Origin of the sequence: Shewanella halotolerans, assembly GCF_019457535.1 — a bacterium.
Taxonomy (GTDB): domain Bacteria; phylum Pseudomonadota; class Gammaproteobacteria; order Enterobacterales; family Shewanellaceae; genus Shewanella; species Shewanella halotolerans.
Genome location: NZ_CP080417.1, coordinates 2,839,852 through 2,862,847 on the forward strand (window position 1 = coordinate 2,839,852; position 22,996 = coordinate 2,862,847).

Here is a 22,996-nt window from a genome sequence, read left to right on the forward strand (position 1 = left end):
TTCTCTCTTCTAGCCCCTCTTCGAGGGGCTTTTTTTATATCTCCCCTAGCCGCTACCAAGCTGCACTGCTATCCTGACAGCCCCAATCACAGACCATCAATCGCCTTGCAACTCAGAGATTATCAACGCCAAGCCGTGGATGCGGCCGTCGACCACTTTAAGCGCAGCGATGACTCCGCCCTGCTCGTCCTCCCGACCGGAGCAGGCAAGAGTATCGTCATCGCAGAGCTTGCCCGCATCGCCAAGGGGCGCACCTTGGTGCTCACCCACGTAAAAGAGCTGGTAGCGCAAAACGCCGAGAAGGTTGGATTACTGACCGATGAGGCCAGTATCTTTTCCGCCGGCCTGAAACAAAAATCGACGCGCAACAAGACGGTGGTGGCCAGCATTCAATCGGCGGTGCGTAACCCCAAGCAATTTGATGAGCCCTGTTCCCTAGTGATCATCGATGAGTGCCACCGGGTCTCCAATGAGAAAGAGAGCCAGTATCAGCAGCTACTCAGCCATCTCAGGACCCAGAATCCGAAACTCAGGTTGCTGGGCCTGACGGCAACCCCCTATCGTCTGGGCAGCGGTTGGATCTATCGCTATCACTACCATGGCAAGATTGGCAATATCGAGCAGCCGGTGTTCGAGCACTGTATCTTCGAGTTGCCGATGCGCCCGCTGATCAAACAAGGCTTTCTGACACCGCCCAAGGTGCTCGACGGTCTGTCGGCCCAATATGATTTCAGCGAGCTCTCACCCAATGCAAGTGGCGAATACAGTGAGGCCGAAGTCGACTCACTGCTGCATCACGCGGGCCGCGCCACCAAGGCAATTGTGGAGCAGATTAAACAGCTCACCAACACCCGCGCCGGCACCATCATCTTCGCGGCGACCGTACGTCATGCACAAGAGATCATGACGCTGCTGGACAGCCCCGAGGCGGGGCTAATCACCGCAGATACACCTAGCCAGGAGCGCGATGCCATTATCGATGCCTTCAAACACCGCGAGCTCAGCTACCTGGTCAATGTTGCGGTACTCACCACAGGTTTCGACGCCCCCCATGTGGATCTCATCGCCATCTTGAGGCCCACGGCTTCGGTGAGTCTGTTCCAGCAGATGGTCGGCCGGGGGCTGAGGATCAGCGAAGGCAAGCGGGATTGCTTAGTGATCGACTACGCCGCTAACGGCTTCGACCTCTTCTTTCCCGAGGTCGGTCGTCCCAAACCCGACAGCAAGAGCGTGCCTGTGCAGGTCCCCTGCCCCGAGTGTGGCTTTGCCAACATCTTCTGGGGGCTGGTCGATGATGATGGCGATATTATCGAACACTTCGGACGACGCTGTCAGGCCGTGATCGATAACGGCGACAGCAAGCACCAATGCGACTTTCGATTCCGCTCCAAGGCCTGCCCAAATTGCGGTGAAGAGAATGATATTGCCGCCAAGGTGTGCCAGCATTGTCAGTCAACGCTTATAGACCCGGACAAGCGTCTTAAAGAGGTGCTACAACAGAAACATCATCACCTGTTCCGCTGCCAGGAGATGCTGTTTGAGGCCGACAACGACAGGCTCAGGGTGCGTTACCTGGATATCGAGGGCAACGATTTCTGCTGCTACTTCAATTTTGCCACCAAGGCGCAGATCCGCGCCTTCTATGGCGCCTTTGTGTATCAACACACGCGCACACCAGGCCAGAAACAACCCACCTTTAACAAGGTCGACCAGGTGATCGCTGCGCGGGACCATTTTCGCATGCCGGATCTGTTGCTCCTCAAGAAGGGCAAACGCGGCTGGGAACTTGTCGAGCGTTTCTTCGACTATCGGGGTCGATTCGACAGCCAGCATAAGTTTGTATGATCTGTCATATGCAAACCCAGCCGGCCTATGGTATAAAGTCACCAACATTTACTTCTGGAGCGAATATGTTTGTTGTAATTTTCGGCCGTCCAGGCTGCCCTTACTGCGTTAGAGCCGTTCAACTGTCAGAGCAACTGGTTGAATCTCGCGATGATTTTAAATTCAAGTATGTCGATATTCATGCAGAGGGTATCACCAAGGCCGATCTGGAAAAGACGGTAGGCAAGCCAGTTGAAACCGTGCCACAGATCTTCATCGATCAAGAGCATATCGGTGGCTGCACCGAATTTGAACAATATGTTCGCGACAACAATTTGCTGTAATTGAGGCAAAGAAAAAGGAGGCTAAGCCTCCTTTTTTATACTCTCTTCACGCCCTAGAGCACATATTTCACCGAGAACATCACACGATTCAACTCGCCCTTGTCCCCATTTTGTTTGGTGTTCTCAGCATACATATATTCCACCCCAACCGTCATAGGTTTCACAGGTGAATAGAGCAGGTTAATGTAGCCTGAGTAAGACTCTTCGTTCACCGCGCCACCGGTTAAGGCCACATCGTTATCGGCCTTGAAGCCTGACAGGGTAAAGCTTGAACGCCATTTATCGTTCCACCAATGACGGTATGAGGCAAAGCCGCCGTAAGAACTGATGGTCTTGATGTCACCATCGGCGTCCAGCACACCGGCATTGGCATAGTTAAGCGCCATGTAACGCCCTAAACCATCACCGGCGGTCGCCGATAGTTTAAGATCATCGTCACCGACAGGGATCACCCCAGTAAAGTTTACGCCATAGCCCATGGTCTGAGAATCTATACCGTTCTTCTCAAGGTTAAGTTGACGCGCAATACCAGCCAGCGTGAACTTTGCACCACCTTGGGTCTTGAAGTTATAACGCGCCACGAAATCTGGCACTATGCCACTACCGCTAGTGATGCGCGCTCCACCTGTATTAGGCGTCACTGTGGTTTCAGGGTTCTCGAGTGCAAACTGGAAGCCACCATTGGTGTATCTAACCTGCGTCTGGCGCACAAAAGGCGTACCTTCTGCCGCCCCCACGAAATCGAGGTTCTCGGGCAAAGAGCCTGGATTCATGAAGGTACTCCAGGTCTGACCCACGGTCCAATTATCGTAACTCACGAATGCATGACGAATACGAGGAGAGTAGCTGTTCGATACCCTCTCGTTGCCGTCTGTATGGGTCATGAAGTCCAGCTCGATGAAACCAGTCAGCTTGTGACCGTCGAGATCTGTCGTTGTCTTAAAATTAAAGCGAGACTCTCTCGCTTGGAAATCTACAACTTGTTTGCCATTGCCCGGCGTACCGTAAATGGTGCCTGGAACATAAAACTGGCGAGAAAGATTGCCTGAGTCCGGTGCGCCATTGCTGTAGTCACTGAACATGACATCGGCCTTCACATAGCCACCAAACTTGAACTCTGTCTCAGCCATAGCGGCACTGGAACCTAGCGCCAGTAAGGTCGCCGCAGCCAGCAAAGACACTTTTGCGTTTTTCATCTGTCCTCTCCCTTTTTCATTATTATCGCAATGAATATGACGGAGTTAACAAACAAGTAACATTAGCAAAACGTCTATAAGACCAAGGTCGAACAGGCATAGCTAATATGCGTGAAGTAGCTAGTGAATTAGTCTAGGTCTGGGCAAATGCAATCTGAACAGCAAACTCAACTCAAAGTTACGAGGAAAAATCAGGCGGTTAATGCATAGGGACTTAGCACTAAATCAGAAATGAGAGATAATAGATCAATATTTAAATAGCTTAGGAATTTAATAACTTATTAATTGAACCACTTAGGATTGAATAGCAAGAGGAATACTAGGTAGTGAAGGAATTAAATATCAAGAGAAGTGGTGGGTCGTGAAGGATTCGAACCTTCGACCAATTGGTTAAAAGCCAACTGCTCTACCGACTGAGCTAACGACCCATCTTGGATGTCTAACTGTTTAGCCACTGTCAGAGAAGTGGTGGGTCGTGAAGGATTCGAACCTTCGACCAATGTGGAGTTAAAAAGTAAAGCCAACAGCCTCTTTGCTTTAAAAGCATCGACTGAGCCAACAACTTTCCAAATCCTTCTCTTGATTTAACCACCTAGAGAAAGTGGTGGGTCGTGAAGGATTCGAACCTTCGACCAATTGGTTAAAAGCCAACTGCTCTACCGACTGAGCTAACGACCCATCTTGGATGTCTAACTGTTTAACCACTGTCAGGAAAGTGGTGGGTCGTGAAGGATTCGAACCTTCGACCAATGTGGAGTTAAAAAGTAAAGCCAACTGTCTCTTTGCTTTAAAAGCATCGACTGAGCTAACAACTTTTCAAGCCCTTCTCTTGATTTAACCACCTAGATAAAGTGGTGGGTCGTGAAGGATTCGAACCTTCGACCAATTGGTTAAAAGCCAACTGCTCTACCGACTGAGCTAACGACCCATCTTGGAATGCCTAACTGTTTAACCACTGCTAGAAAAGTGGTGGGTCGTGAAGGATTCGAACCTTCGACCAATGTGGAGTTAAAAAGTAAAGCCAACTGCCTCTTTGCTTTAAAAGCATCGACTAAGCTAACAACTTTCCAAGCCCTTCTCTTGATTTAACCACCTAGATAAAGTGGTGGGTCGTGAAGGATTCGAACCTTCGACCAATTGGTTAAAAGCCAACTGCTCTACCGACTGAGCTAACGACCCATCTTGGAATGCCTAACTGTTTAACCACTGCTAGAAAAGTGGTGGGTCGTGAAGGATTCGAACCTTCGACCAATTGGTTAAAAGCCAACTGCTCTACCGACTGAGCTAACGACCCATGTTATTGATACTGATGAAGCTTAACCGTGTATCAGAGGTTAAAAGCCAACTGCCCTTTCTCTAAAAATAGCGACTGAGCTAACGACCCATCTTAGGTGCCTAACTGTTTAACCACTGTCAGAGAAGTGGTGGGTTGTGAAGAATTGGAACCTTCGACCAATGTGGAGTTAAAAAGTAAAGCCAACTGTCTCTTTGCTTTAAAAGCAAAGACTGAGCCAACAACTTTCCAAATCCTTCTCTTGATTTAACCACCTAGAGAAAGTGGTGGGTCGTGAAGGATTCGAACCTTCGACCAATTGGTTAAAAGCCAACTGCTCTACCGACTGAGCTAACGACCCATCTTAGGTGCCTAACTGTTTAGCCACTGCTAGGAAAGTGGTGGGTCGTGAAGGATTCGAACCTTCGACCAATTGGTTAAAAGCCAACTGCTCTACCGACTGAGCTAACGACCCATTTTCAACTAAATCTCTTTGATTTAGCGCCCAAACGACTACGTCGCTTCGAGGGCGCCTATAATACCTTTTTCATCTTCTCATGCAAGTGCAAATTCCCCATTTTTTTTTGTTTGCATGAAAAACAGACTAAGAGTATGTTTTTTGGTTAAATAGAGATTAAAGCCCCACCATCTGCTGTTTGGCGATACGCGCCGCAGCGCTATTGGCATATTCGCTAACGACTTGCTGATAGTAACGTTTCGCGGCGGCGTTATCGTTACGCTTCTGTGCGATCATGCCAAGTTTAACCAAACTATCACCACGCTTATTCGACTCTTTAAACTGGTTCACTACAGTATTAAAGGCCTTGCCCGCCTCGGCAAGCTCACCCTTGTTATAGAGTAACTGACCTAACCAATAGTTAGCATTCGCCGCATAGGTCGAATTGGGGTATTGCGCGATAAACTCACGAAACGCCGGGATCGCCTCGTCGTACTGACGCTCTTTCAGCACCAGATTAACCGCGCGCTCATAGCTGGCGGTTTCTCCCAGAGAGGAGGTCTCTGAACTGGTCGCCGCAGGGGTTGCGGCCACAGGTGTCGACTTAGCCTTACTCAGGTTAGCGATATCGTCATAGAGCTGGCGCTGACGCTGCAGCATCTGATTGATCTGATAGCTTTGCTGCTCAGTCAGGCCTCGCAGGTCAAGTACCTCCTGTTGGAGGGTGTCAAGGCGCTGCTGCATCTCAAACTCGGCCGCTTGTTTGGCCTTTATGATACGCTCAAGGCGCGCAACTCTATCTTCGGAGGAACCACCGGCAACATCCTCAACGGGCGCAGGCGCCGCTACTGCGACGCCAACACTCATCAGAATTGCCGCGGTAACAACGGCAGTCTTCATAGTTAACCCTATCTAACGCTTAGTAAACCAATACCGCACGACGGTTCTTAGCAAAGCCATCATCGGTGCGAGAGAAATCTTGTGGCTTCTCTTCACCATAGCTCACTATGCTCATCTGGCTCGGTAGCACGCCCATGCTTTGCAGGTACTTGGCAACGGCCTTAGCACGGCGCTCACCCAGCGCGATGTTGTACTCTGGCGTACCACGCTCATCGGCATGGCCTTCGATCATCACGCGAACATTTGGATGCTCGAGCAGATATTCACCGTGGGCATTAAGCACTTCTGAGAAATCAGAGGATACCGAGCTGCGGTCGAAATCGAAGTAGATGATATGTTCCTTACGCAGTTCCTGGTACTTAATGCGTTGCTGCTCTTCTGGTGTCAGGATAGGTGCTACACCGCCCGTCTCAACGCCACCGCCGGCATTCATCTCGCTGCTTTCACTGCCGCTCATAGAGCTTGTCGCATCGGTTTGTGACTCAGAGGTTGAGCTACACGCGCTGATCGCCATAATCGGCAGGGCAACAACCATAGCTTTAAACAGCTTATTCAGATCCATTTTGTAATCCTTAATCTTGTTCTCAGTAGTAAATTTATAAGAAAGGTGACCAAGCAGGAGACTTCACTTCCCCTTGACCCACTGGCAATCTTGCCTTAAATCGTCCATCCATAGAGACAGCCGCCAACACCTGTTGGCCCTGATAGGTGGTGCCATAGATAACCATAGTACCGTTAGGCGCTATGCTTGGTGACTCATCCAAACGTGTGGTCGTCAGCACCTGCATAAAACGCGTCTCGAGATCCATACGGGCAATATTGAACTTGCCGTTGGTGCGATTCACAAACACCATGCTGCGGCCATCTGGCGAAATAGAGCCGCCAAGATTCCATTCGCCCTCGAAGGTCAAGCGTGTAACCTTACCCGATGCCAATGCCACCTGATATATCTGCGGACGACCACCTCGCTCGGAGGTGAAGATCAGCGACTTACCATCAGGTGTCCAAGAAGCCTCGGTGTCGATGGCATAATGATTGGTAACACGTTTTATCGCCTTGGTGGCGATATCCACCACATAGATCTCTGGCTGGCCATCTTTCGACAGGGTTAGCGCTAACTTCTTGCCGTCGGGCGAAAAGGTAGGCGCACCATTGATTCCAGGAAAGCTAGTAACCTTAGTTCTTTGCTGAGTATAGATATCCTGAACAAAAACCTCGGCCTTCTTATTTTCAAAACTTACATAGGCCAAGCGGCGACCGTCGGGTGACCAGGCTGGCGACATCAGCGGCTCGGGCGAGCGCAGCAGCATCTGCTCGTTATAGCCATCATAATCGGCAATCATCAACTTATAGGGTGATTTCGCCTTGTGATCCACCACCACGTATGCGATACGCGTCAGGAAGGCACCGCGAATACCGGTAAGTTTCTCATAGACGATATCGCTGATTCTGTGCCCATACTGCCTGAACTGGGCGCTGCTGATCACTGTCTCGCGACTATCGAGCAGGTATTCACTGGTCGATTGAGGACCGCCAGACTGCATCTGCGCCTTAACCAGATCGATAAGCTCGAAATTAACTAGGTACTGGTCTGGGCCATAGGGCTTAACCGTGCCCATGACCACAGCCTCGGCGGCCACATTCGACCAGGCTTTTAAATCCATCTGCGCCAGCGAACCTAAATTGCGCTGCGGTAGACCCAGTTCGTCCATCGGCTTAAAGGTGCCGCTGCGGGTCAGATCCGACATCACCACATCAGAGATCTGTTGTGGCATAGGCGTGCTCCCCTGCCACACAAAAGGCACCACGGCGATAGGACGCGCCGCATCGACCCCTTCGGTGATCACTATATCCAACGCCGCCTTGGCCGGAATGGTTAAAAATGCCAGCCCCAAGATGAGCCATCTTCCCAAGTTTTTCATGGAACTCCTTTAATTAAACTCCGGTTGTACGGTGAGATTAATCTCTTTTAGCTTGTTATAGACATCGGCCTCGGGCGAAACAGGCAGACGTCCCGCCTTGTTGATCGCCGCCTTAGTGGCACGGCACACCACAGGATCACCAGACACTATCTCGTTGCCGGTCACAAAGCCATCTTTAGCCAGACGAATAAAGACGCGGCAACTCTTGCCTCGCATCGACTCATCCACCACCAGGTGGCGCTGAATCGTGGCGCGGATCATCGAGGTATAACGCTGCACCTCACTCATCACCTGCTTATTGCGAGTCTGCGACAGCGCGGCCTGCTCGGCGGCTAAGGCCTCTTGCATCATACGTTCCTGCTCGCGGCGCGCGGCCTCTTCGGCCTTACGTTTTGCCTCGGCTTCTGCCTTGCGCTTACGCTCTTCCGCGGCCTTCTTGGCAGCAGCCTCTTCAGCCTTACGCTTGGCTTCGGCTTTAGCTGCAGCTTCTTCAGCGGCCTTGCGCTCGGCCTCTTTCTGTTTACGCTGAGCCTCGGCCTTGGCGGCCTTCTCCTTCTCCTGCTGCTCTTTGAGTTTGGCAGCCTTTGCAGCCTTGGCCGCATTTTGCGTCTCTAGCTCTTTCTGCTTGCGCTCCTGCTCAAGCTTTTTAATGCGCTCCTGCTCACGCTCGCGGGCTTGGCGAGCCTCTTTGGCCTTACGGTCCAGCTCCTCCTGACGCGCCTTCTCCTTGCGCTCGGCGGCTAGCTTCTCAGCTTTTAACTTCTCAACCTGTTCGTTGACCCGTTTCTGATCCACCACCACAGCCTGCACCGCCGGCGCACTGGCCTGAGGCACCACCTTGGGCTTCTCACTAAAATCGACACCCATGGCCAAAACAACTATCACGCCAACATGAATGCTGGCTGAAATAATGAGTGGAACGGTAAATTCTGATTTCCCTGCCACCTGCTACTCCTCAGGCGAATCTGTCATCAGGCCTACCGAAGGTACGCCTGCTTTTTGTAACGTCACCATCAACTGGATCACCCGCTCATAGGGAATGCTTCTGTCGGCCTTAACCACCACAGGCCGCTCAGGCTCCAGCTGAATGATGGCGCTGACTCTGACGGCGATCTCCTCGAGGTCCAGCACCTCTTTGCTGCTGGCGCCGCCAATATCCAGATAATAATCGCCGTCGGCATCGATAGAGGCCACCACGGGCGGCTTACTGTCGGCGGGCAGGCTTTCGGCTTCCCCTTGGGGCAGATCCACCTTTACCCCCTGGGTCACGATAGGCGCGGTCACCATGAAGATGATGAGCAGTACCAACATCACGTCGATATAAGGGACAACGTTGATCTCGGCAACCGGACGACGCCTCTTGCGTTGATAACCCTGTTGCATTAGCCGACTTCCTTCTCGCTGTATGCCTGACGATGCAGGATGCTAGAGAACTCTTCCATGAAGTTGGCGTATGACATCTCTATCTTCTCCACCTGAGTCGAGAAGCGGTTGTAGGCGATAACGGCCGGAATCGCCGCAAACAGACCCATGGCCGTAGCGATAAGTGCCTCGGCGATACCCGGGGCGACCATGGCAAGTGTCGCGTTTTCAACGGCGCCCAGGGCGATGAAGGAGTTCATGATTCCCCACACGGTACCAAACAGACCGATATAAGGGCTGGTCGAACCGATAGTCGCCAGCAATGGCAGATGGGTTTCCAGCTTCTCAAGCTCACGGGAGAGCGAGACGCGCATGGCACGATAACAGCCGTCCATCACGGCGGCAGGCACCTTGCCGTTAAGGTTACTCAGGCGGGCATACTCTTTAAAGCCGGCGTAAAACATCGCCTCTAAGCCGGTATTACTCTCCTGTCTGGCTGAGAGTTCCTTATAGAGTTTATTGAGATCGACACCGGACCAAAACTTGTCTTCAAACTTGAGCGAACGCTGGCGAGCCGAGGTCAGTAGGCGTCTACGTTGAATAATCACCGCCCAGGACACCACGGACAATGTCAGCAGGGTCAACATGACGAATTTAACTAATAGACTGGCCTGTAAAAACAGCCCGATAAAAGAGATATCAGCTTCCACCCTTTAACTCCTGAACAATATGATGGGGAATGGCTTTTGGCCGCATGCGCGATAACGCCACGCAGGCCACCTGAATGTGTGCTTCACAATAGAGGGTTCCGTCTTGATCCAATAGACGCTGGCGAAACACCATAGAGGCCTTCTTCATCTCTATGACCTCAGACTCGACCAAAAGGTCCTGCTCGAAGCGTGCAGCCACCTTAAAATCGATATCGGCGTGTTTGACCACGAAGGCAATATCGTCGGCCAGCAGCTGCGTCTGTTTAACCCCTATCTGTTTTAACCACTCGGTGCGGGCGCGCTCGAAGAAATTGAGGTAGTTAGAGTGATACACCACTCCACCGGCATCGGTATCTTCGTAGTAAACGGATATAGGCCAACGAAACATAGCTAAAAACGGCTCAACATTCAGATTAAATAGAGGCCTACTATACCGAGTGCCCAGGCAATTGTGAATGCTTGACGCCCCAGTTGCCGGGACTAACTGCATAAAATTTTGTTAATAAAAAAGGGAAGTTATTCACTTCCCTTTTTAGGTTTGTTTACTTAGCCGCCTATCTTGCTCGGCACTGCAAGGCCGAAGCTATGCATTAAGAAACTGTAAATGTCGGCAAATTCATCTATCTTCATCGCCGTCGGCTTACCGGCGCCATGACCTGCCTTAGACTCGATACGCATGATGATAGGTGCATCACCTGTCTGTCTGTCCTGCAGCAGGGCACCGAACTTGAAGCTGTGCAGCGGTACCACGCGATCGTCATGATCCGCCGTCATCACCATAGTCGCCGGGTAATCTCGCTCTGCGATGTTGTGATAAGGCGAATAGGCCAATAGCGCAGGGAACTGCTCGGCATTATCGGCGCTGCCATATTCACTGGTCCAAGCCCAGCCTATGGTGAACTTATGAAAACGCAACATATCCAATACGCCTACCGCAGGCAAAATGGCGGCGAAAAGGTCTGGACGCTGAGTCACGGCCGCGCCCATCAGCAGACCACCGTTACTGCGGCCATAGGCACCGAGTTTGCTGCGATTAGTGTACTTGTTGTCAATCAAATACTCGGCCGCGGCAAAATAGTCATCGAACACATTCTGCTTCTTGTCGAACATGCCCGCCTGGTGCCAGCTCTCGCCATATTCTGCACCGCCACGCAGGTTTGGCACTGCGTATACGCCGCCCATATCCATCCAGGCGATGTTAGCCGGGCTGAATCTTGGCGTCAGCGAGATAGAGAATCCGCCGTAGGCATACAAGAGGGTTGGATTTTCACCGTTAAGGGTCAATCCCTTCTTGTAGGAGATCATCATAGGCACACGGGTGCCATCCTTACTGGTGTAGAACACCTGCTCGGAAACATAGTTATCTGGATTAAAGGCGATCTTTGGCTTAGCGTACAGGCTCGACTGGCCCGTCTTAAAGTCGAACTTATAGGTAGTCTGTGGCTGCACATAGCTGTTGAAGGTGTAGTAGAAATAATCCTTGCTGCGCTTACCATATGGTCCGGCAATCTTACCCTTACCCGGTAGCTCTACATCCTGACGCTTCACGCCGTTCATGCTGAAGATAGTGAGCTTGCCCAGCACGTCGTGCAGGTAGCTGACCACCAGGTGATCGTTGATGATGGCTACGCTGGCGATAGGATCGCTCGACTCAGGGACAACCGTCTTCCAGTTTGCCTTAGCTGGACGATTCACATCCACCGCCACTATCTTACCGTTTGGCGCATCAAGATCTGTCTTGAAGTAGAAGACAGACTTGTCGTTACCCAGGAAGCTATACTCGGCCTCCAGCTCGCTGATTAGCTCAACCACGGGCGCGTTGGCGTCGGTCAATGATTTATAGAAGAAACGGTTACGGCTATCTGTGCCCTGTGAGATGGAGATCAACAGGTAATCCCCCGCTTCCGACACCTCGGCGCCGAAGCCCCAATCTTTATTCTGTGGACGCTCGTAGATCAGTTTGTCTTGAGACTGATCTGTGCCCAGCTGGTGATAGTAAACCTTCTGGTTAAAGTTAACGTCGGCCAGCAGGTTACCGCCTTCGGGCGCGTCATAACGAGAATAGTAGACACCTTTATTGTCTTTGCTCCACTCGGCGCTGGAGAACTTAATCCAGTTGAGCTCGTCGCCTAGCTTAGCCCCGCTCGCCACATCGACAAACTGCCACTGCTGCCAGTCTGAGCCCGACTTAGAGACGCCATAGGCGATGATCTTACCGTCGCCGCTGACAGAGACGCCGCTCAGAGCAACTGTGCCGTCGGTTGAGAAGCTGTTAGGGTCGAGAGCGACCTTCTCTTCACCGGCCTTATTCTTCACATACAGGACAGATTGCGCCTGCAGACCGTCGTTGCGGTAATAGAAGGTGTTGTCACCACGCTCGGTTGGGGCAGTGACCTTCTCGAAGTTCCACAACTCGGTGATGCGATCGACAATTGCCTGCTTGTTTTCCAGCTGCGCCAGAAAATCGTGCCCCGCTTCTTGTTGCTGCTTCACCCAGGTATGGGTCGCCTCACTCTCTTCCTCAAGATAACGGTAAGGGTCGGCAACCTGTACGCCGTGAATTGTTTCGACCACGCCCTGGGGTTGAACAGTTGCCTGCGCCGCTGCTGTTTCACTGGCATGGTACTGGCAACCCATGAGTGTTAAACCTAATCCGGCAAGCAAAAGGGTTTGCTTGGATAAAATCGTCTTAAGAGCCATCTGTAGCCGTCCTGGATATCTCGTTATTATTAATGGTAAACCTGTGAGCTAGCGCCCAATAACCTCGTACTATACAAGTAAAAAAAAACCGTGCAATGGCTACAAATAAACGAATCCGGCATTTGCGAAATTGACTTGTTAATAAAAAAACAACATGGATGAATTATATAAATCGTGAAATTATGCAGCAATTTTGCGTAATCAAGCGCAAATACCCAAAATGTGTGAATTCGGCCCTTTAAACACCCCCTTTTGACATTAGAAATACTAATCCAAGGTGGGAATTTTTCTAGTTTGTAGGACAAATGGTCTGACCCTATAATTCACCTCGTTTTCCGGAAGTGTCTACCCTCTGGTAGATGGGAAACAAGAACTCCGAGTTCCCGTGCCAGTCACGTGAATTCATCCCTGGTTCTTATGCTTGACTTCCTTCCTTCAATTTGTTGATTGCAATGATTTATTTGCGGCCCACTTAAGATTAAGTGGGCTTTTTTTTGCCTATTTATTACCTCTCTCCCGCAACCGCTCACTTTTTATCCCGGGCCAGAAACAAAAAACCGGCCATGTTAGCCGGTTTCCATAAGTATTATTAACACACTAAATCTTCTCTAATCCAGCGGCTTGCTAAGGCGGATCACTACGCGTCTGTTACGAGCCCGCTCATCTATGGTGTCATTGGACGCCACATGGCGACGCTCGCCGTGACCTAAGGTATGGATACGATCATTGGGGATACCCGCCGACAGGAAGAGCTGTTTGACCGAATTGGCGCGCTTCTCAGACACCTTCTTGTTTACCGAGCGGCCACCGAAGCTGTCGGTATAGGCATCGATCAACACCAGCTCGACTTCGGGATCATAAGAGAGATACTCCTGCACCTTGGCGATCTGCGCCTTGGAGTAACGGGTCAGCTCAGAGCCACCAAACTCATAGGTCAGCACGGTAAAGGCGATATCATCGAAACTATAGGGCAAGAGATTAGCCAGACAGGATTTAAACTCGGCGTAGCGACGACCGAAGTTCGCCGCCGACAGCCCCACGGCAACCTTGCTGGAGCGGTTATACCAATCGGCATAATAGAAGGTCGGCTGCATGCCGCGTTCTAGCTCATTGAGCATGGACCAGGCCGCCTTCTTAGGCACCTCGCCACTGAAATATTTCTGATAGGTCAGATCGGTTATGGGACGGGATACCACACCAGGGCGCCAGGCGGGCGCCATACTCATCAGCTTGGCGCTGGTCACCTCGTCGGGCTTCACCCACATATCCAGGCTAAAGTTCAAATCATGGTCTTTACCGGCGCGGCTGGTAAACACCGCCTTACCGTAAGATGGGATCTCATGCTCCAGGCGACAAACAATGGGGGTATTGTCACTCAGACGCCAGGATGACTGTTCCAGGGAGGCAACATAGTGACGCAACTCGGCCTGCGCCGTCGTCGCCAGACTCAAGCCAATCCCGAATGTCATCGCACATAGCACCCTAACCCACATAGACAGTCACTCTTGTTAATTACGTTACTTATCCCTATCGGCCTAATTTAGCATTCCTTTAGCCCATATATTGAGCAATCAAACATGACAAGCTCCCATCGGATACTTCATAATAGCCCCCCACTCTTCACTTTGGATATTTTAATGAGCGATATTTGCGACGCACACAAACTTAAGCATAGATTTCGTGGCTACTTTCCCGTCGTCATAGATGTTGAAACCGCGGGTTTTAATGCTCAAACCGATGCGTTGCTGGAGATCGCCGTCACCCTGCTGAAGATGGATGATAATGGCGACTTGATGCTGGACAAGACACTACATTATCATATCGAGCCCTTCGAAGGCGCCAACCTAGAGCCAGAAGCCCTGGCCTTCAATGGCATAGACCCAAGCAATCCACTGCGCGGCGCCGTCAGCGAGAAGGAAGCCTTCTTAGAGATCTTTAAAGAGGTCAAGAAGCACCAGAAGGCATCAAATTGTCACCGCAGCATCATAGTGGCCCACAACGCCGCCTTCGACCACGGCTTCGTCACCCAGGCGATTGAGCGCAACGCCCTCAAGCGCACGCCATTTCACCCCTTTGCTACCTTCGACACCGCCGCCCTCTCGGGGCTGGCGCTGGGTCATACGGTTTTGGCCAAGGCCTGTGAGATTGCCGGTATCCCCTTCGACAACAAAGAGGCTCACTCCGCCCTGTATGATACCGAGCGCACCGCCGAGCTGTTTTGTCATATCGTCAACAAGTGGAAGGCCTTAGGCGGCTGGCCGGTGGCCACGCCTAGCGAAGAAACAGGTAGCGATGAAGCAGCCGGCGAGTCGGCTAGCGGGCAAGACACGGATACAAGTGCTAACGGCTAACAAATAGCGAGTATCGATCTTTACTTATATGAGAGCTTGATAATGAGAGCTTGATAGCTCGTAGCGGATGCGGCGAGCTATCAATAATTAAACCGATATTTACAGCCCTGTACGACTATCCAGATTCAGGGCTTTAATTAAATCAAACACCTCGTAGATCTCCTTAAACACCTGCTCTATGTCATCGACAAAATCCAGTGGCTTTAACAGATCCAGTTTAGGTTCAAAATAGTTATGCTTGCAGGCGATCTTAATCAGCAGTCGTCCATCTTTAAAACTCGCCTCTAGTTCGCCACGGTAGAAACGAGACAGTGAGAGCATACGCTCCATGGTCGCCGTATTTAGCAAATATCTCGCCTCGACTTGATCGTCGCTATACACCTGAAACTCTCGCTCAAAGGTTGGGTCTTCCAGCTTTACCCGTGTCAGCTTCTGTTTAAACTGCACTAAGCTGTTGCCAATAACCCCTTTATCCTGACGCACCAGGGTATTACCAGAGAATTTCTTTAATAGCGTAAACTCAATCAAAACCCCTTCGAACAGGGTCTTGTATTGGGGTTTATTGTCTTTAGTCCCTTTATACTCGAGTAGCGTCAGCTCTCTCATCAGGAAAGGCACATTGTGGTATTTGCCCTTAACCGAATCGTCAAAGTAGCCCTTGTCATATTTTGGAAAGAGACCATAGTCCTTATAAGCATCCAGGTCGGGTAAGTTCGACGGATTCAACTCAAAGCTCTTGCCAAAATAGCCGAGCAGCAGTGGATAGATCTCATCGACTATTTTAGTGCGCAATTGATTTATCTCGCTACTCGCCCAGATGTTAACGCTTGCCACCGCGACGATAGATAAAAAGGCGCCGGCAAAGCCGATATAAAATACGCCATCTTCAAAATCGAGCACTAGTGCGCCATAAAAACTCAGGGCAAAAAATGCCAAAAAGACAGGTAATCCTATCAGGGTGACGGGAGCGCTTATTTTTCTGCGGGCCAGATACTTAGCGGCCGCCGCCTGACGAGCCGACTCATAACGCCGACACCTAGGGGCTATCTGTTTCGCGTAATATTGACTAAAGGCCTGCTTGTCCTCGGCCGGAATCGCAAACTCCATTGGATTCATACATCTATCCTTGCTAATGTCCTTGAGCGACAATTAGCGGATATCTTGCGGCGCACGTCAAGAGATGATGATTCGATCGATTGAAAAACAATCGTTTAGCTTACTCGGTTTGAATTACTTGGATGTAAACGGCTTCGATTTAAAATACTTTGATATAACTCGCTTCGAAATCGGGCGAAAGGCTATTTACTCAATCGGCTGGCCACTGACTGCCCCGAGGTATATTTAGCCAGAAGCGCATCTATGACGCCCTGGGATCTTAGCTGGATGATCGCATCGTTAATCTGTCCAAGTAAGGCCTGATGCTCCTTGCGCAGGCGGATCACCAACACGCCATCGGAATGCACGGCCGCCAGGGCGATGGGCACCTCCAGCTCCTTGGCCCAATATAGCGCGGTAAGCTCACCTGCGATGGCCGCCTGAATTCGCCCCTTCTGCAAGGCGATGATCAGCTCACGTTCGGACTTGAAATCGATACGCGTATATTCACTGTCATCATGGTAGAGGTAGCCACGCACCGTGCCTATCTCCTGACCGCGGATCTTCTTGATATCCATCCACTGCTCCTGATTGTCGGCCAGAACTACCACATGCTCCTTTATGGCAAAAATCGGCTGCGACTGCACGAAGGCATCGCCAAGATCCCCTCCCTCGAACCAGCTGGGGCTGACCACATCGAAATCCAATCCGCCGGTTGCCAATGCCTGATTGGTCCGCTTAGGGGGATAATGTTTTGCATCTAATCTCACAGGGGTTAAGGCGAAGATCTGCGGCACCAACTCGGCCAGGATCCCTGGGTCTTTTGTGGTCTCGGGAATAAAGTAAGGATACCAACTGCTAGAGCCGTTGACGTCATAGGAGAGTACAGTCTCGGCGCGAAGCGGCGCCGCTAACATCAGGCAACAGAGAAAGGCTAGAGAGATTCGCATCGAGTTATACCGCACGTCTAATACCCTATGTTTGGTAGCTGACTTCTTGCTCCCTGGATAAGCCACTTGGGCGATAATTCACAGGGAGTTGCTCTAGGTATATCAGTGGTAAACAAAATGATCAATTCATTAACATTTTTCCTATAAAACTATCCGGATTAATTGGCCTAGATCAAATAGCCAAGAGTAAAAGTGCCAAAACCCGCCGCTCGCCTCACTCCGATGAGAAGGAAAGATGATATAGTCGGCCCAGCTTTTTAACCTAGGTTACGACAATTTCCATGAGCGAATCCCCCATGAGCCAATCCCATTTTGACGGCAAGTATGAAGTCGAGCATAAATACAGGCTTCAAGATCGAGACGCCTTCTTAAGCAGGCTAGAAAGCCTTCCTCACGAGACTATGCTAAAGGACAATGTCGAATTTGATCGCTACTACGACACCCCTTCGGGGCAGTTGGCTCAGCAGAGTAAACACTTGTGTATCAGGGAGATGCGCCCTTCAAACATCAAGCTGTGGATAGTTAAAGGTCCGGGCGATAAGCAGTGTCAGGCGACGCGCATCGACAATATCGACAGCGCCGCCGATATGCTACAAACCTTAGGCTATGAGGTGGTGCTGCAGCTTACCAAGACACGCAGCATCTACTTTATCGACCAGTACCATGTGACGGTCGACAATCTCGAAGGCCTGGGGGATTTTGCCGAGCTGGCGATCATGACGGACGATGAGACCCTGCTGGCATATCACGAACAAGGCCTGCTCGAGCTTGCCCAGCAGCTTGGTCTTACGCAGGATGACAGGGAAACCCGCTCCTATCGCGAGCTGATGCAGACACGCCAATCTGTACCCTCGCCCGCTTAGAGGCAGACAGCAAGTGAGCCCTCATGACATGAGGCTCATGAAAACCAGCCATAAAAAAAAGCTGCCCTAGGGCAGCTTTTTGCTAACATTTTTACTAACGCTTTTACTAACGATATTAATCGCTTATAGTGAGTCAGCGTTGTCAGTCAGGTAAGAAGCAACGCCTTCTGGGCTTGCGTCCATACCCTTGTCACCTTTTTCCCAACCTGCTGGGCAAACGTCACCGTGCTCTTCGTGGAACTGAAGTGCGTCGATCATACGTAGCATCTCGTCAACGTTACGGCCTAGTGGCAGATCGTTAACAACTTGGTGACGAACCTGACCTTCTTTGTCGATCAGGAAAGAACCACGGAAAGCCACACCGGCTTCTGGATGCTCAACATCGTAGGCTTTACAGATATCGTGCTTCACGTCAGCCACTAGCGTGTATTGCACCTGGCCGATACCGCCCTTGTCTACTGGGGTGTTACGCCATGCGTTGTGAGTGAACTGAGAATCGATAGAAACACCGATAACTTCTACGCCACGCTTCTTGAACTCTTCCATGCGGTGGTCGAAAGCAATCAACTCAGATGGGCATACGAATGTGAAATCAAGTGGGTAGAAGAATACTACAGCTGGCTTTCCTTTAATCGCTTCGCTTAGGGTAAAGCTATCAACGATTTCGCCATTACCTAGCACTGCTGCAGCTGTAAAATCAGGAGCCGGACGGCCTACTAATACGCTCATTTTTTATCTCCATCTATGGATTGAAAAAGCTTTTAATTCTGAACTCAAAAGCATTATAGGCAGTCACCAGCGGGACACAAGTAATTTGGGATCATTGTCACTTTTTTTAATAAATATTCATCGAGTTGCCCAAGTTATCACCGTCTTCTTTCCGGCCGGTTAGGCTTATTTACACTTACGCAGTAAACTTGAATACAGTTCGGTTACATCTCTTGCTAAATTCTTAGATAAAACGCCATGGCGCTGGACAACACGGGCTATTGCTGGCAAAAATAGCTTCCCATTACAGATTAAAAAATCAGATTGAATCAATATGAATGCAGTTGTTATTGCCGTTTGCTTGATGTTGGGCCTTAGCCTTGCCCGGGTAAACGTCGTTATCGCACTCACAGTGAGTGCATTGGTCGCCGGACTCGTCGGCGGCATGAACCTAGACCAGACGGTCGATGCCTTTAATACCGGCCTTGGCGGCGGCGCACAGATCGCCCTGAGTTATGCCCTGTTGGGCGCCTTTGCCGTGGCCCTGTCGCACTCGGGACTCACCACGCTTATCTCCCGCAAGGTGATCGCCCGGTTAGGACAGGAAGAAAGCCCTGGTAACATCAACAAGGTGCGCTGGTTCCTCTTGCTGGCTATCCTGGCCATGGCGGTATCGTCACAAAACATTCTGCCAATTCATATTGCCTTTATTCCGATCTTAATTCCGCCGCTCTTGCATGTGATGTCTAAGCTCAAGCTCGACCGACGTCTGGTGGCCTGTGTGCTCACCTTCGGCCTGGTGACCACCTATATGATCCTGCCCGTGGGCTTTGGTGGTATCTTCCTCAACGACATCTTGCTCTCAAACCTCACCAGCAATAACTTAGATGCAGTGCGCGAGCAGATCCCATCGGCCATGTTAATCCCGGCCCTGGGCATGGTGGTGGGGCTATTCATCGCCGTGTTCATCAGCTATCGCAAACCAAGAGAGTATAAGGAGGAGTTGATCCTCGCCGCCGAGCCGGAGGAGACCCTCAATCGCCGTAACATCATCATCGCCCTGGTCGCTATCGCCTCTACCCTGGCGGTGCAGCGCTATACTGGCTCGATGATCTTCGGCGCCCTCATCGGCTTTATCATCTTTAGCTTCTCAGGCGCCCTCAAGCATGTGGCCGATCAGGATATCTTTAACCAAGGCGTGCGCATGATGGCCAACATCGGCTTTATCATGATCTCGGCCGCCGGTTTCGCCGCCGTGGTCAAGGCCACAGGCGATGTGGGCACCCTGGTTGATTCTCTCAGTCATCTTATCGGTGACAACCGCGCCTTGGCGGCCTTCCTGATGTTAGTGGTCGGACTGCTGATCACCATGGGAATCGGCTCATCGTTTTCCACTATCCCCATCATAGCCACCGTCTATGTGCCGCTGGCCATCAGCTTCGGTTTCTCGGTACCGGCCACCATAGCGCTTGTCGGCACGGCGGCGGCGCTGGGGGATGCGGGCTCACCGGCATCGGATTCGACCCTGGGCCCAACGGCCGGTCTTAACGCAGACGGTCAGCATGATCACATTCGTGACAGCGTGATCCCAACCTTTATCCACTACAACATCCCCTTGTTGATCTCGGGTTGGATAGCGGCCATGGTGCTCTAGCCAACACTGATAAAGATCCATAAAAAAAGGAGCCTTAAGGCTCCTTTTTTACTGCTCACCATTTTTCAGTGGCCTCTTACAATCTTCGCTCGTGTTACTTAGTCCCGAAGATCTTATCGCCAGCATCACCCAGACCAGGCAGGATGTAACCGTTCTCGTTAAGGCACTTGTCGATAGAGGCGGTGTAAAGCTCGATATCAGGATGGGCCTTCTCAAGTGCCGCGATGCCTTCTGGCGCCGCGACTAATACCAAGGCCTTGATTGAGGTGCAGCCACGCTCTTTAAGCAGATCGATAGTTGAGATCATAGAGCCGCCGGTTGCCAACATAGGATCGACCACTAATGCGATACGCTCATGCATATTGCTGGCAAGCTTCTCAAAGTAAGGCACAGGTTCCAGCGTCTCTTCGTCGCGGTAGATACCCACAACAGAGATACGTGCACTCGGAACGTGCTCAAGTACGCCATCCATCATGCCAAGACCGGCACGCAGGATAGGCACTACGGTAACCTTCTTACCCTTGATCTGCTCAACTTCTACTGGACCGTTCCATCCTTCGATAGTGACCTTCTCGGTTTCAAAGTCAGCGGTCGCTTCATAGGTCAACAGGCTACCCACTTCAGCTGCTAACTCACGGAAACGCTTAGTACTAATATCTCCTTCACGCATCAAGCCAATCTTATGACGTACCAGAGGATGCTTAACTTCGACCACTTTCATCGTTTTCTCCTGATCTATTCCAGTTTTTCCAGCAAATTGTACCGATTCTAGTAGATTTGTTCACAATCGAAAACATAAAGTTTTACAAACACGGTAAATCGTGACCTAAGTCCGTTTGAATATTCAAAATCATCCCTTTCGAGTGCCTACACAAGCTGATAGAATAGCGCCGCATAAAAATCCAATAACGATGTACCCGAGAGGATCCTCCGTGAGCACTCCTACCCAGCTAAGCTATAAAGATGCAGGTGTTGATATCGACGCAGGCAATGCCCTTGTAGACAATATCAAATCTGCCGTTAAACGTACCCACCGCCCGGAAGTCATGGGCAACCTAGGTGGTTTTGGCGCACTTTGCGAGCTGCCAACTAAGTACAAACATCCAGTTCTTGTGTCTGGCACCGATGGTGTTGGTACCAAGCTTAGACTGGCTATCGATTATCAGAAACATGACAGCGTAGGTATCGACCTGGTTGCCATGTGTGTCAACGATCTGATTGTTGCCGGTGCAGAGCCCCTGTTTTTCCTCGACTATTACGCCACAGGCAAGCTAGATGTTGCGACCGCGACCTCTGTGGTTAACGGCATTGCCGAAGGTTGTGCTCAATCAGGTTGCGCCCTGATCGGTGGTGAAACCGCCGAGATGCCTGGCATGTACGAAGGCGAAGACTACGACTTAGCTGGCTTCTGCGTCGGCGTTGTCGAGAAAGAAGATGTACTCGACGGTTCTAAAGTGGTTGCCGGTGACGCGCTGATCGCCCTGGGCTCAAGCGGTCCACACTCAAACGGTTACTCACTGATCCGCAAGGTACTGGAAGTGAGCAAGGCCGATCCTCAGCAAGACCTCGAAGGCAAGCCGCTGATCGACCACCTACTGGAACCGACCAAGATTTATGTTAAGCCGCTGCTTAAGCTGCTTGAGAAGCATGACATCCACGCCATGGCGCATATCACTGGCGGTGGCTTCTGGGAAAACATCCCACGCGTGCTACCTGATGATGCTAAAGCTGTGGTAAAAGGCGACTCATGGCAATGGCCTACCGTTTTCAACTGGTTGATGGAAAACGGTAATATCGCCGAGTTTGAAATGTACCGTACCTTCAACTGTGGTGTCGGCATGATCATCGCCCTGCCACAGGATCAGGTCGATGCGGCGCTAACCCTGCTTAAGGCCGAAGGTGAAAACGCTTGGCTCATCGGTGACATTGCCAGCCGCAATGGCGACGAAGAGCAAGTGGAGATTTGCTAATGTCCAACTGCTGTCGCGTTATCGTCCTGGTCTCTGGTAATGGCAGCAATCTGCAAGCCATCATCGACGGTTGTGACGATAACCTGGACGCCGAAGTCGTTGGCGTGATCAGCAATAAGCCCGATGCCTATGGCCTGGTGCGTGCGCATCAGAGTGAGATCGATACCAGCTGCGTGATCCCCCATGAGGGCGAGTCTCGCAGCGACTATGATCTGCGTCTCAAGGCGGCCATCGACAAGTATCAGCCAGATCTTATCGTGCTGGCGGGCTTTATGCGTATCCTGAGCGACGATTTCGTCAAGCAGTTCGAGGGACGAATGATCAACATTCATCCTTCGCTGCTACCAAAATACACAGGTCTGCATACCCATCAGCGAGCGATCGACGCCGGTGACAGCGAGCATGGCGCCAGCGTACACTTCGTGACCCCAGAGCTGGATGCCGGCCCTGTGATCCTGCAGGCCAAGGTGCCCGTCTATCCCGAGGATGATGCCAGCGTGCTGGCAGAAAGAGTGCATGAGCAGGAACACGCCATCTATCCCCTAGTGGTGAAATGGTTCAGCCAGCAGCGCCTGCGCATGACTGACGGCAAAGCTTATCTTGACGATCAACCGCTTGGTCCTATGGGCTACGCCGCTGACTAATCCTTTAAGGCATTAGCTTATAGCAGACAAAAAAGAGACCCTAGGGTCTCTTTTTTATTGGCGTAAGCGCATT

At 51.1% G+C, this 22,996-nt stretch carries 21 protein-coding genes and 7 tRNA genes; 7 read left to right on the top strand and 21 right to left on the bottom strand.

What is annotated here, in order from left to right:
- The first annotated feature begins 99 nt into the window (after positions 1-99).
- Both radD and K0H81_RS12180 read left to right on the top strand, forming a co-directional pair.
- Positions 100-1,845: a DNA repair helicase RadD gene (gene radD, locus K0H81_RS12175; RefSeq protein ID WP_491573770.1), complete on the top strand. Its 1,746-nt coding sequence runs from the start codon at positions 100-102 to the stop codon at positions 1,843-1,845.
- Positions 1,846-1,910: 65 nt separating this feature from the next.
- The gene (locus tag K0H81_RS12180; RefSeq protein WP_011865330.1) at positions 1,911-2,168 is read left to right on the top strand and encodes a GrxA family glutaredoxin; all 258 of its coding nucleotides are present in this window, start codon (positions 1,911-1,913) and stop codon (positions 2,166-2,168) included.
- Between the two features lie 53 nt (positions 2,169-2,221).
- On the opposite strand, the gene K0H81_RS12185 is transcribed toward K0H81_RS12180, so the two are convergent.
- From K0H81_RS12185 to K0H81_RS12265, 17 genes are all read right to left on the bottom strand, one after another.
- The gene (locus tag K0H81_RS12185; RefSeq protein WP_220058501.1) at positions 2,222-3,364 is read right to left on the bottom strand and encodes a DcaP family trimeric outer membrane transporter; all 1,143 of its coding nucleotides are present in this window, start codon (positions 3,362-3,364) and stop codon (positions 2,222-2,224) included.
- Between the two features lie 352 nt (positions 3,365-3,716).
- Positions 3,717-3,792, bottom strand: a tRNA-Lys gene (locus K0H81_RS12190).
- 174 nt (positions 3,793-3,966) lie between these two features.
- Positions 3,967-4,042, bottom strand: a tRNA-Lys gene (locus K0H81_RS12195).
- Between the two features lie 174 nt (positions 4,043-4,216).
- Positions 4,217-4,292 (bottom strand) — tRNA-Lys (locus tag K0H81_RS12200).
- 175 nt (positions 4,293-4,467) lie between these two features.
- Positions 4,468-4,543: transfer RNA gene (locus tag K0H81_RS12205), tRNA-Lys, on the bottom strand.
- A 39-nt stretch (positions 4,544-4,582) separates the two neighbouring features.
- Positions 4,583-4,658, bottom strand: a tRNA-Lys gene (locus K0H81_RS12210).
- A gap of 264 nt (positions 4,659-4,922) precedes the next feature.
- Positions 4,923-4,998 (bottom strand) — tRNA-Lys (locus tag K0H81_RS12215).
- A gap of 38 nt (positions 4,999-5,036) precedes the next feature.
- Positions 5,037-5,112, bottom strand: a tRNA-Lys gene (locus K0H81_RS12220).
- A 159-nt stretch (positions 5,113-5,271) separates the two neighbouring features.
- The gene (ybgF, locus tag K0H81_RS12225) at positions 5,272-5,994 is read right to left on the bottom strand and encodes a tol-pal system protein YbgF (protein WP_220044874.1); all 723 of its coding nucleotides are present in this window, start codon (positions 5,992-5,994) and stop codon (positions 5,272-5,274) included.
- 19 nt (positions 5,995-6,013) lie between these two features.
- A complete protein-coding gene (pal, locus tag K0H81_RS12230; protein ID WP_011865327.1) occupies positions 6,014-6,556 on the bottom strand; it encodes a peptidoglycan-associated lipoprotein Pal in 543 nt (180 codons plus the stop codon).
- Positions 6,557-6,590: 34 nt separating this feature from the next.
- On the bottom strand, positions 6,591-7,916 hold the full coding sequence (gene tolB, locus K0H81_RS12235; protein ID WP_220058502.1) for a Tol-Pal system beta propeller repeat protein TolB: 1,326 nt from the start codon (positions 7,914-7,916) through the stop codon (positions 6,591-6,593).
- A 9-nt stretch (positions 7,917-7,925) separates the two neighbouring features.
- Positions 7,926-8,861: a cell envelope integrity protein TolA gene (gene tolA, locus K0H81_RS12240; protein ID WP_144198589.1), complete on the bottom strand. Its 936-nt coding sequence runs from the start codon at positions 8,859-8,861 to the stop codon at positions 7,926-7,928.
- 3 nt (positions 8,862-8,864) lie between these two features.
- Positions 8,865-9,299: a protein TolR gene (gene tolR / locus K0H81_RS12245; RefSeq protein WP_220058503.1), complete on the bottom strand. Its 435-nt coding sequence runs from the start codon at positions 9,297-9,299 to the stop codon at positions 8,865-8,867.
- The gene (gene tolQ / locus K0H81_RS12250) at positions 9,299-9,988 is read right to left on the bottom strand and encodes a protein TolQ (RefSeq protein WP_144198586.1); all 690 of its coding nucleotides are present in this window, start codon (positions 9,986-9,988) and stop codon (positions 9,299-9,301) included. Before tolQ ends, tolR begins: the two co-directional genes overlap by 1 nt.
- Entirely contained in the window at positions 9,978-10,376 is a 399-nt protein-coding gene (ybgC, locus tag K0H81_RS12255; protein WP_011865322.1) for a tol-pal system-associated acyl-CoA thioesterase, read from the bottom strand. Before ybgC ends, tolQ begins: the two co-directional genes overlap by 11 nt.
- Positions 10,377-10,534: 158 nt before the next feature.
- The gene (locus K0H81_RS12260) at positions 10,535-12,688 is read right to left on the bottom strand and encodes a prolyl oligopeptidase family serine peptidase (RefSeq protein WP_220058504.1); all 2,154 of its coding nucleotides are present in this window, start codon (positions 12,686-12,688) and stop codon (positions 10,535-10,537) included.
- Positions 12,689-13,296: 608 nt separating this feature from the next.
- Positions 13,297-14,157, bottom strand: a complete 861-nt coding sequence (locus tag K0H81_RS12265; RefSeq protein WP_144198581.1) for a flagellar protein MotY — start codon at positions 14,155-14,157, stop codon at positions 13,297-13,299.
- Positions 14,158-14,325: 168 nt separating this feature from the next.
- On the opposite strand from K0H81_RS12265, the gene rnt reads away from it, so the two are divergent.
- Complete coding sequence (rnt, locus tag K0H81_RS12270; RefSeq protein WP_220058505.1) at positions 14,326-15,039, top strand: ribonuclease T; 714 nt, start codon at positions 14,326-14,328, stop codon at positions 15,037-15,039.
- A 99-nt stretch (positions 15,040-15,138) separates the two neighbouring features.
- Here rnt and K0H81_RS12275 read toward each other — a convergent pair whose 3' ends face one another.
- Both K0H81_RS12275 and K0H81_RS12280 read right to left on the bottom strand, forming a co-directional pair.
- A complete protein-coding gene (locus K0H81_RS12275; RefSeq protein ID WP_220058506.1) occupies positions 15,139-16,155 on the bottom strand; it encodes a DUF3137 domain-containing protein in 1,017 nt (338 codons plus the stop codon).
- Between the two features lie 182 nt (positions 16,156-16,337).
- Positions 16,338-17,084, bottom strand: a complete 747-nt coding sequence (locus K0H81_RS12280; protein ID WP_220058507.1) for a substrate-binding periplasmic protein — start codon at positions 17,082-17,084, stop codon at positions 16,338-16,340.
- Between the two features lie 296 nt (positions 17,085-17,380).
- Here K0H81_RS12280 and cyaB point away from each other — a divergent pair, with 296 nt between their 5' ends.
- A complete protein-coding gene (gene cyaB, locus K0H81_RS12285) occupies positions 17,381-17,947 on the top strand; it encodes a class IV adenylate cyclase (protein ID WP_258406279.1) in 567 nt (188 codons plus the stop codon).
- 123 nt (positions 17,948-18,070) lie between these two features.
- Here the strand turns inward: cyaB and K0H81_RS12290 are convergent, their stop codons facing one another.
- Positions 18,071-18,676 (bottom strand): peroxiredoxin, encoded by a 606-nt coding sequence (locus K0H81_RS12290; RefSeq protein WP_011865315.1) that lies wholly within the window; start codon positions 18,674-18,676, stop codon positions 18,071-18,073.
- A gap of 313 nt (positions 18,677-18,989) precedes the next feature.
- On the opposite strand from K0H81_RS12290, the gene K0H81_RS12295 reads away from it, so the two are divergent.
- The gene (locus K0H81_RS12295; protein WP_220058509.1) at positions 18,990-20,309 is read left to right on the top strand and encodes a Na+/H+ antiporter family protein; all 1,320 of its coding nucleotides are present in this window, start codon (positions 18,990-18,992) and stop codon (positions 20,307-20,309) included.
- 94 nt (positions 20,310-20,403) lie between these two features.
- Here the strand turns inward: K0H81_RS12295 and upp are convergent, their stop codons facing one another.
- The gene (gene upp / locus K0H81_RS12300; protein WP_011865313.1) at positions 20,404-21,030 is read right to left on the bottom strand and encodes a uracil phosphoribosyltransferase; all 627 of its coding nucleotides are present in this window, start codon (positions 21,028-21,030) and stop codon (positions 20,404-20,406) included.
- A gap of 211 nt (positions 21,031-21,241) precedes the next feature.
- On the opposite strand from upp, the gene purM reads away from it, so the two are divergent.
- Both purM and purN read left to right on the top strand, forming a co-directional pair.
- The gene (gene purM, locus K0H81_RS12305; protein ID WP_144198564.1) at positions 21,242-22,279 is read left to right on the top strand and encodes a phosphoribosylformylglycinamidine cyclo-ligase; all 1,038 of its coding nucleotides are present in this window, start codon (positions 21,242-21,244) and stop codon (positions 22,277-22,279) included.
- Positions 22,279-22,923 carry a phosphoribosylglycinamide formyltransferase gene (gene purN, locus K0H81_RS12310; RefSeq protein WP_220058510.1) on the top strand — a complete coding sequence of 215 codons (645 nt, stop codon included), beginning with the start codon at positions 22,279-22,281 and terminating at the stop codon, positions 22,921-22,923. Before purM ends, purN begins: the two co-directional genes overlap by 1 nt.
- The last annotated feature ends 73 nt before the right edge of the window (positions 22,924-22,996 follow it).

Excerpts from the sequence above, each read along its gene's own strand:
- K0H81_RS12180 (WP_011865330.1), top strand. The coding sequence starts at position 1,911 with ATGTTTGTTGTAATTTTCGGCCGTCCAGGCTGCCCTTACTGCGTTAGA.
- K0H81_RS12185 (WP_220058501.1), bottom strand. The coding sequence starts at position 3,364 with ATGAAAAACGCAAAAGTGTCTTTGCTGGCTGCGGCGACCTTACTGGCG.
- ybgF (WP_220044874.1), bottom strand. The coding sequence starts at position 5,994 with ATGAAGACTGCCGTTGTTACCGCGGCAATTCTGATGAGTGTTGGCGTC.
- pal (WP_011865327.1), bottom strand. The coding sequence starts at position 6,556 with ATGGATCTGAATAAGCTGTTTAAAGCTATGGTTGTTGCCCTGCCGATT.
- tolB (WP_220058502.1), bottom strand. The coding sequence starts at position 7,916 with ATGAAAAACTTGGGAAGATGGCTCATCTTGGGGCTGGCATTTTTAACC.
- tolR (WP_220058503.1), bottom strand. The coding sequence starts at position 9,299 with ATGCAACAGGGTTATCAACGCAAGAGGCGTCGTCCGGTTGCCGAGATC.
- ybgC (WP_011865322.1), bottom strand. The coding sequence starts at position 10,376 with ATGTTTCGTTGGCCTATATCCGTTTACTACGAAGATACCGATGCCGGT.
- K0H81_RS12260 (WP_220058504.1), bottom strand. The coding sequence starts at position 12,688 with ATGGCTCTTAAGACGATTTTATCCAAGCAAACCCTTTTGCTTGCCGGA.
- K0H81_RS12265 (WP_144198581.1), bottom strand. The coding sequence starts at position 14,157 with ATGACATTCGGGATTGGCTTGAGTCTGGCGACGACGGCGCAGGCCGAG.
- rnt (WP_220058505.1), top strand. The coding sequence starts at position 14,326 with ATGAGCGATATTTGCGACGCACACAAACTTAAGCATAGATTTCGTGGC.
- K0H81_RS12275 (WP_220058506.1), bottom strand. The coding sequence starts at position 16,155 with ATGAATCCAATGGAGTTTGCGATTCCGGCCGAGGACAAGCAGGCCTTT.
- K0H81_RS12280 (WP_220058507.1), bottom strand. The coding sequence starts at position 17,084 with ATGCGAATCTCTCTAGCCTTTCTCTGTTGCCTGATGTTAGCGGCGCCG.
- cyaB (WP_258406279.1), top strand. The coding sequence starts at position 17,381 with ATGAGCCAATCCCATTTTGACGGCAAGTATGAAGTCGAGCATAAATAC.
- K0H81_RS12290 (WP_011865315.1), bottom strand. The coding sequence starts at position 18,676 with ATGAGCGTATTAGTAGGCCGTCCGGCTCCTGATTTTACAGCTGCAGCA.
- K0H81_RS12295 (WP_220058509.1), top strand. The coding sequence starts at position 18,990 with ATGAATGCAGTTGTTATTGCCGTTTGCTTGATGTTGGGCCTTAGCCTT.
- upp (WP_011865313.1), bottom strand. The coding sequence starts at position 21,030 with ATGAAAGTGGTCGAAGTTAAGCATCCTCTGGTACGTCATAAGATTGGC.
- purN (WP_220058510.1), top strand. The coding sequence starts at position 22,279 with ATGTCCAACTGCTGTCGCGTTATCGTCCTGGTCTCTGGTAATGGCAGC.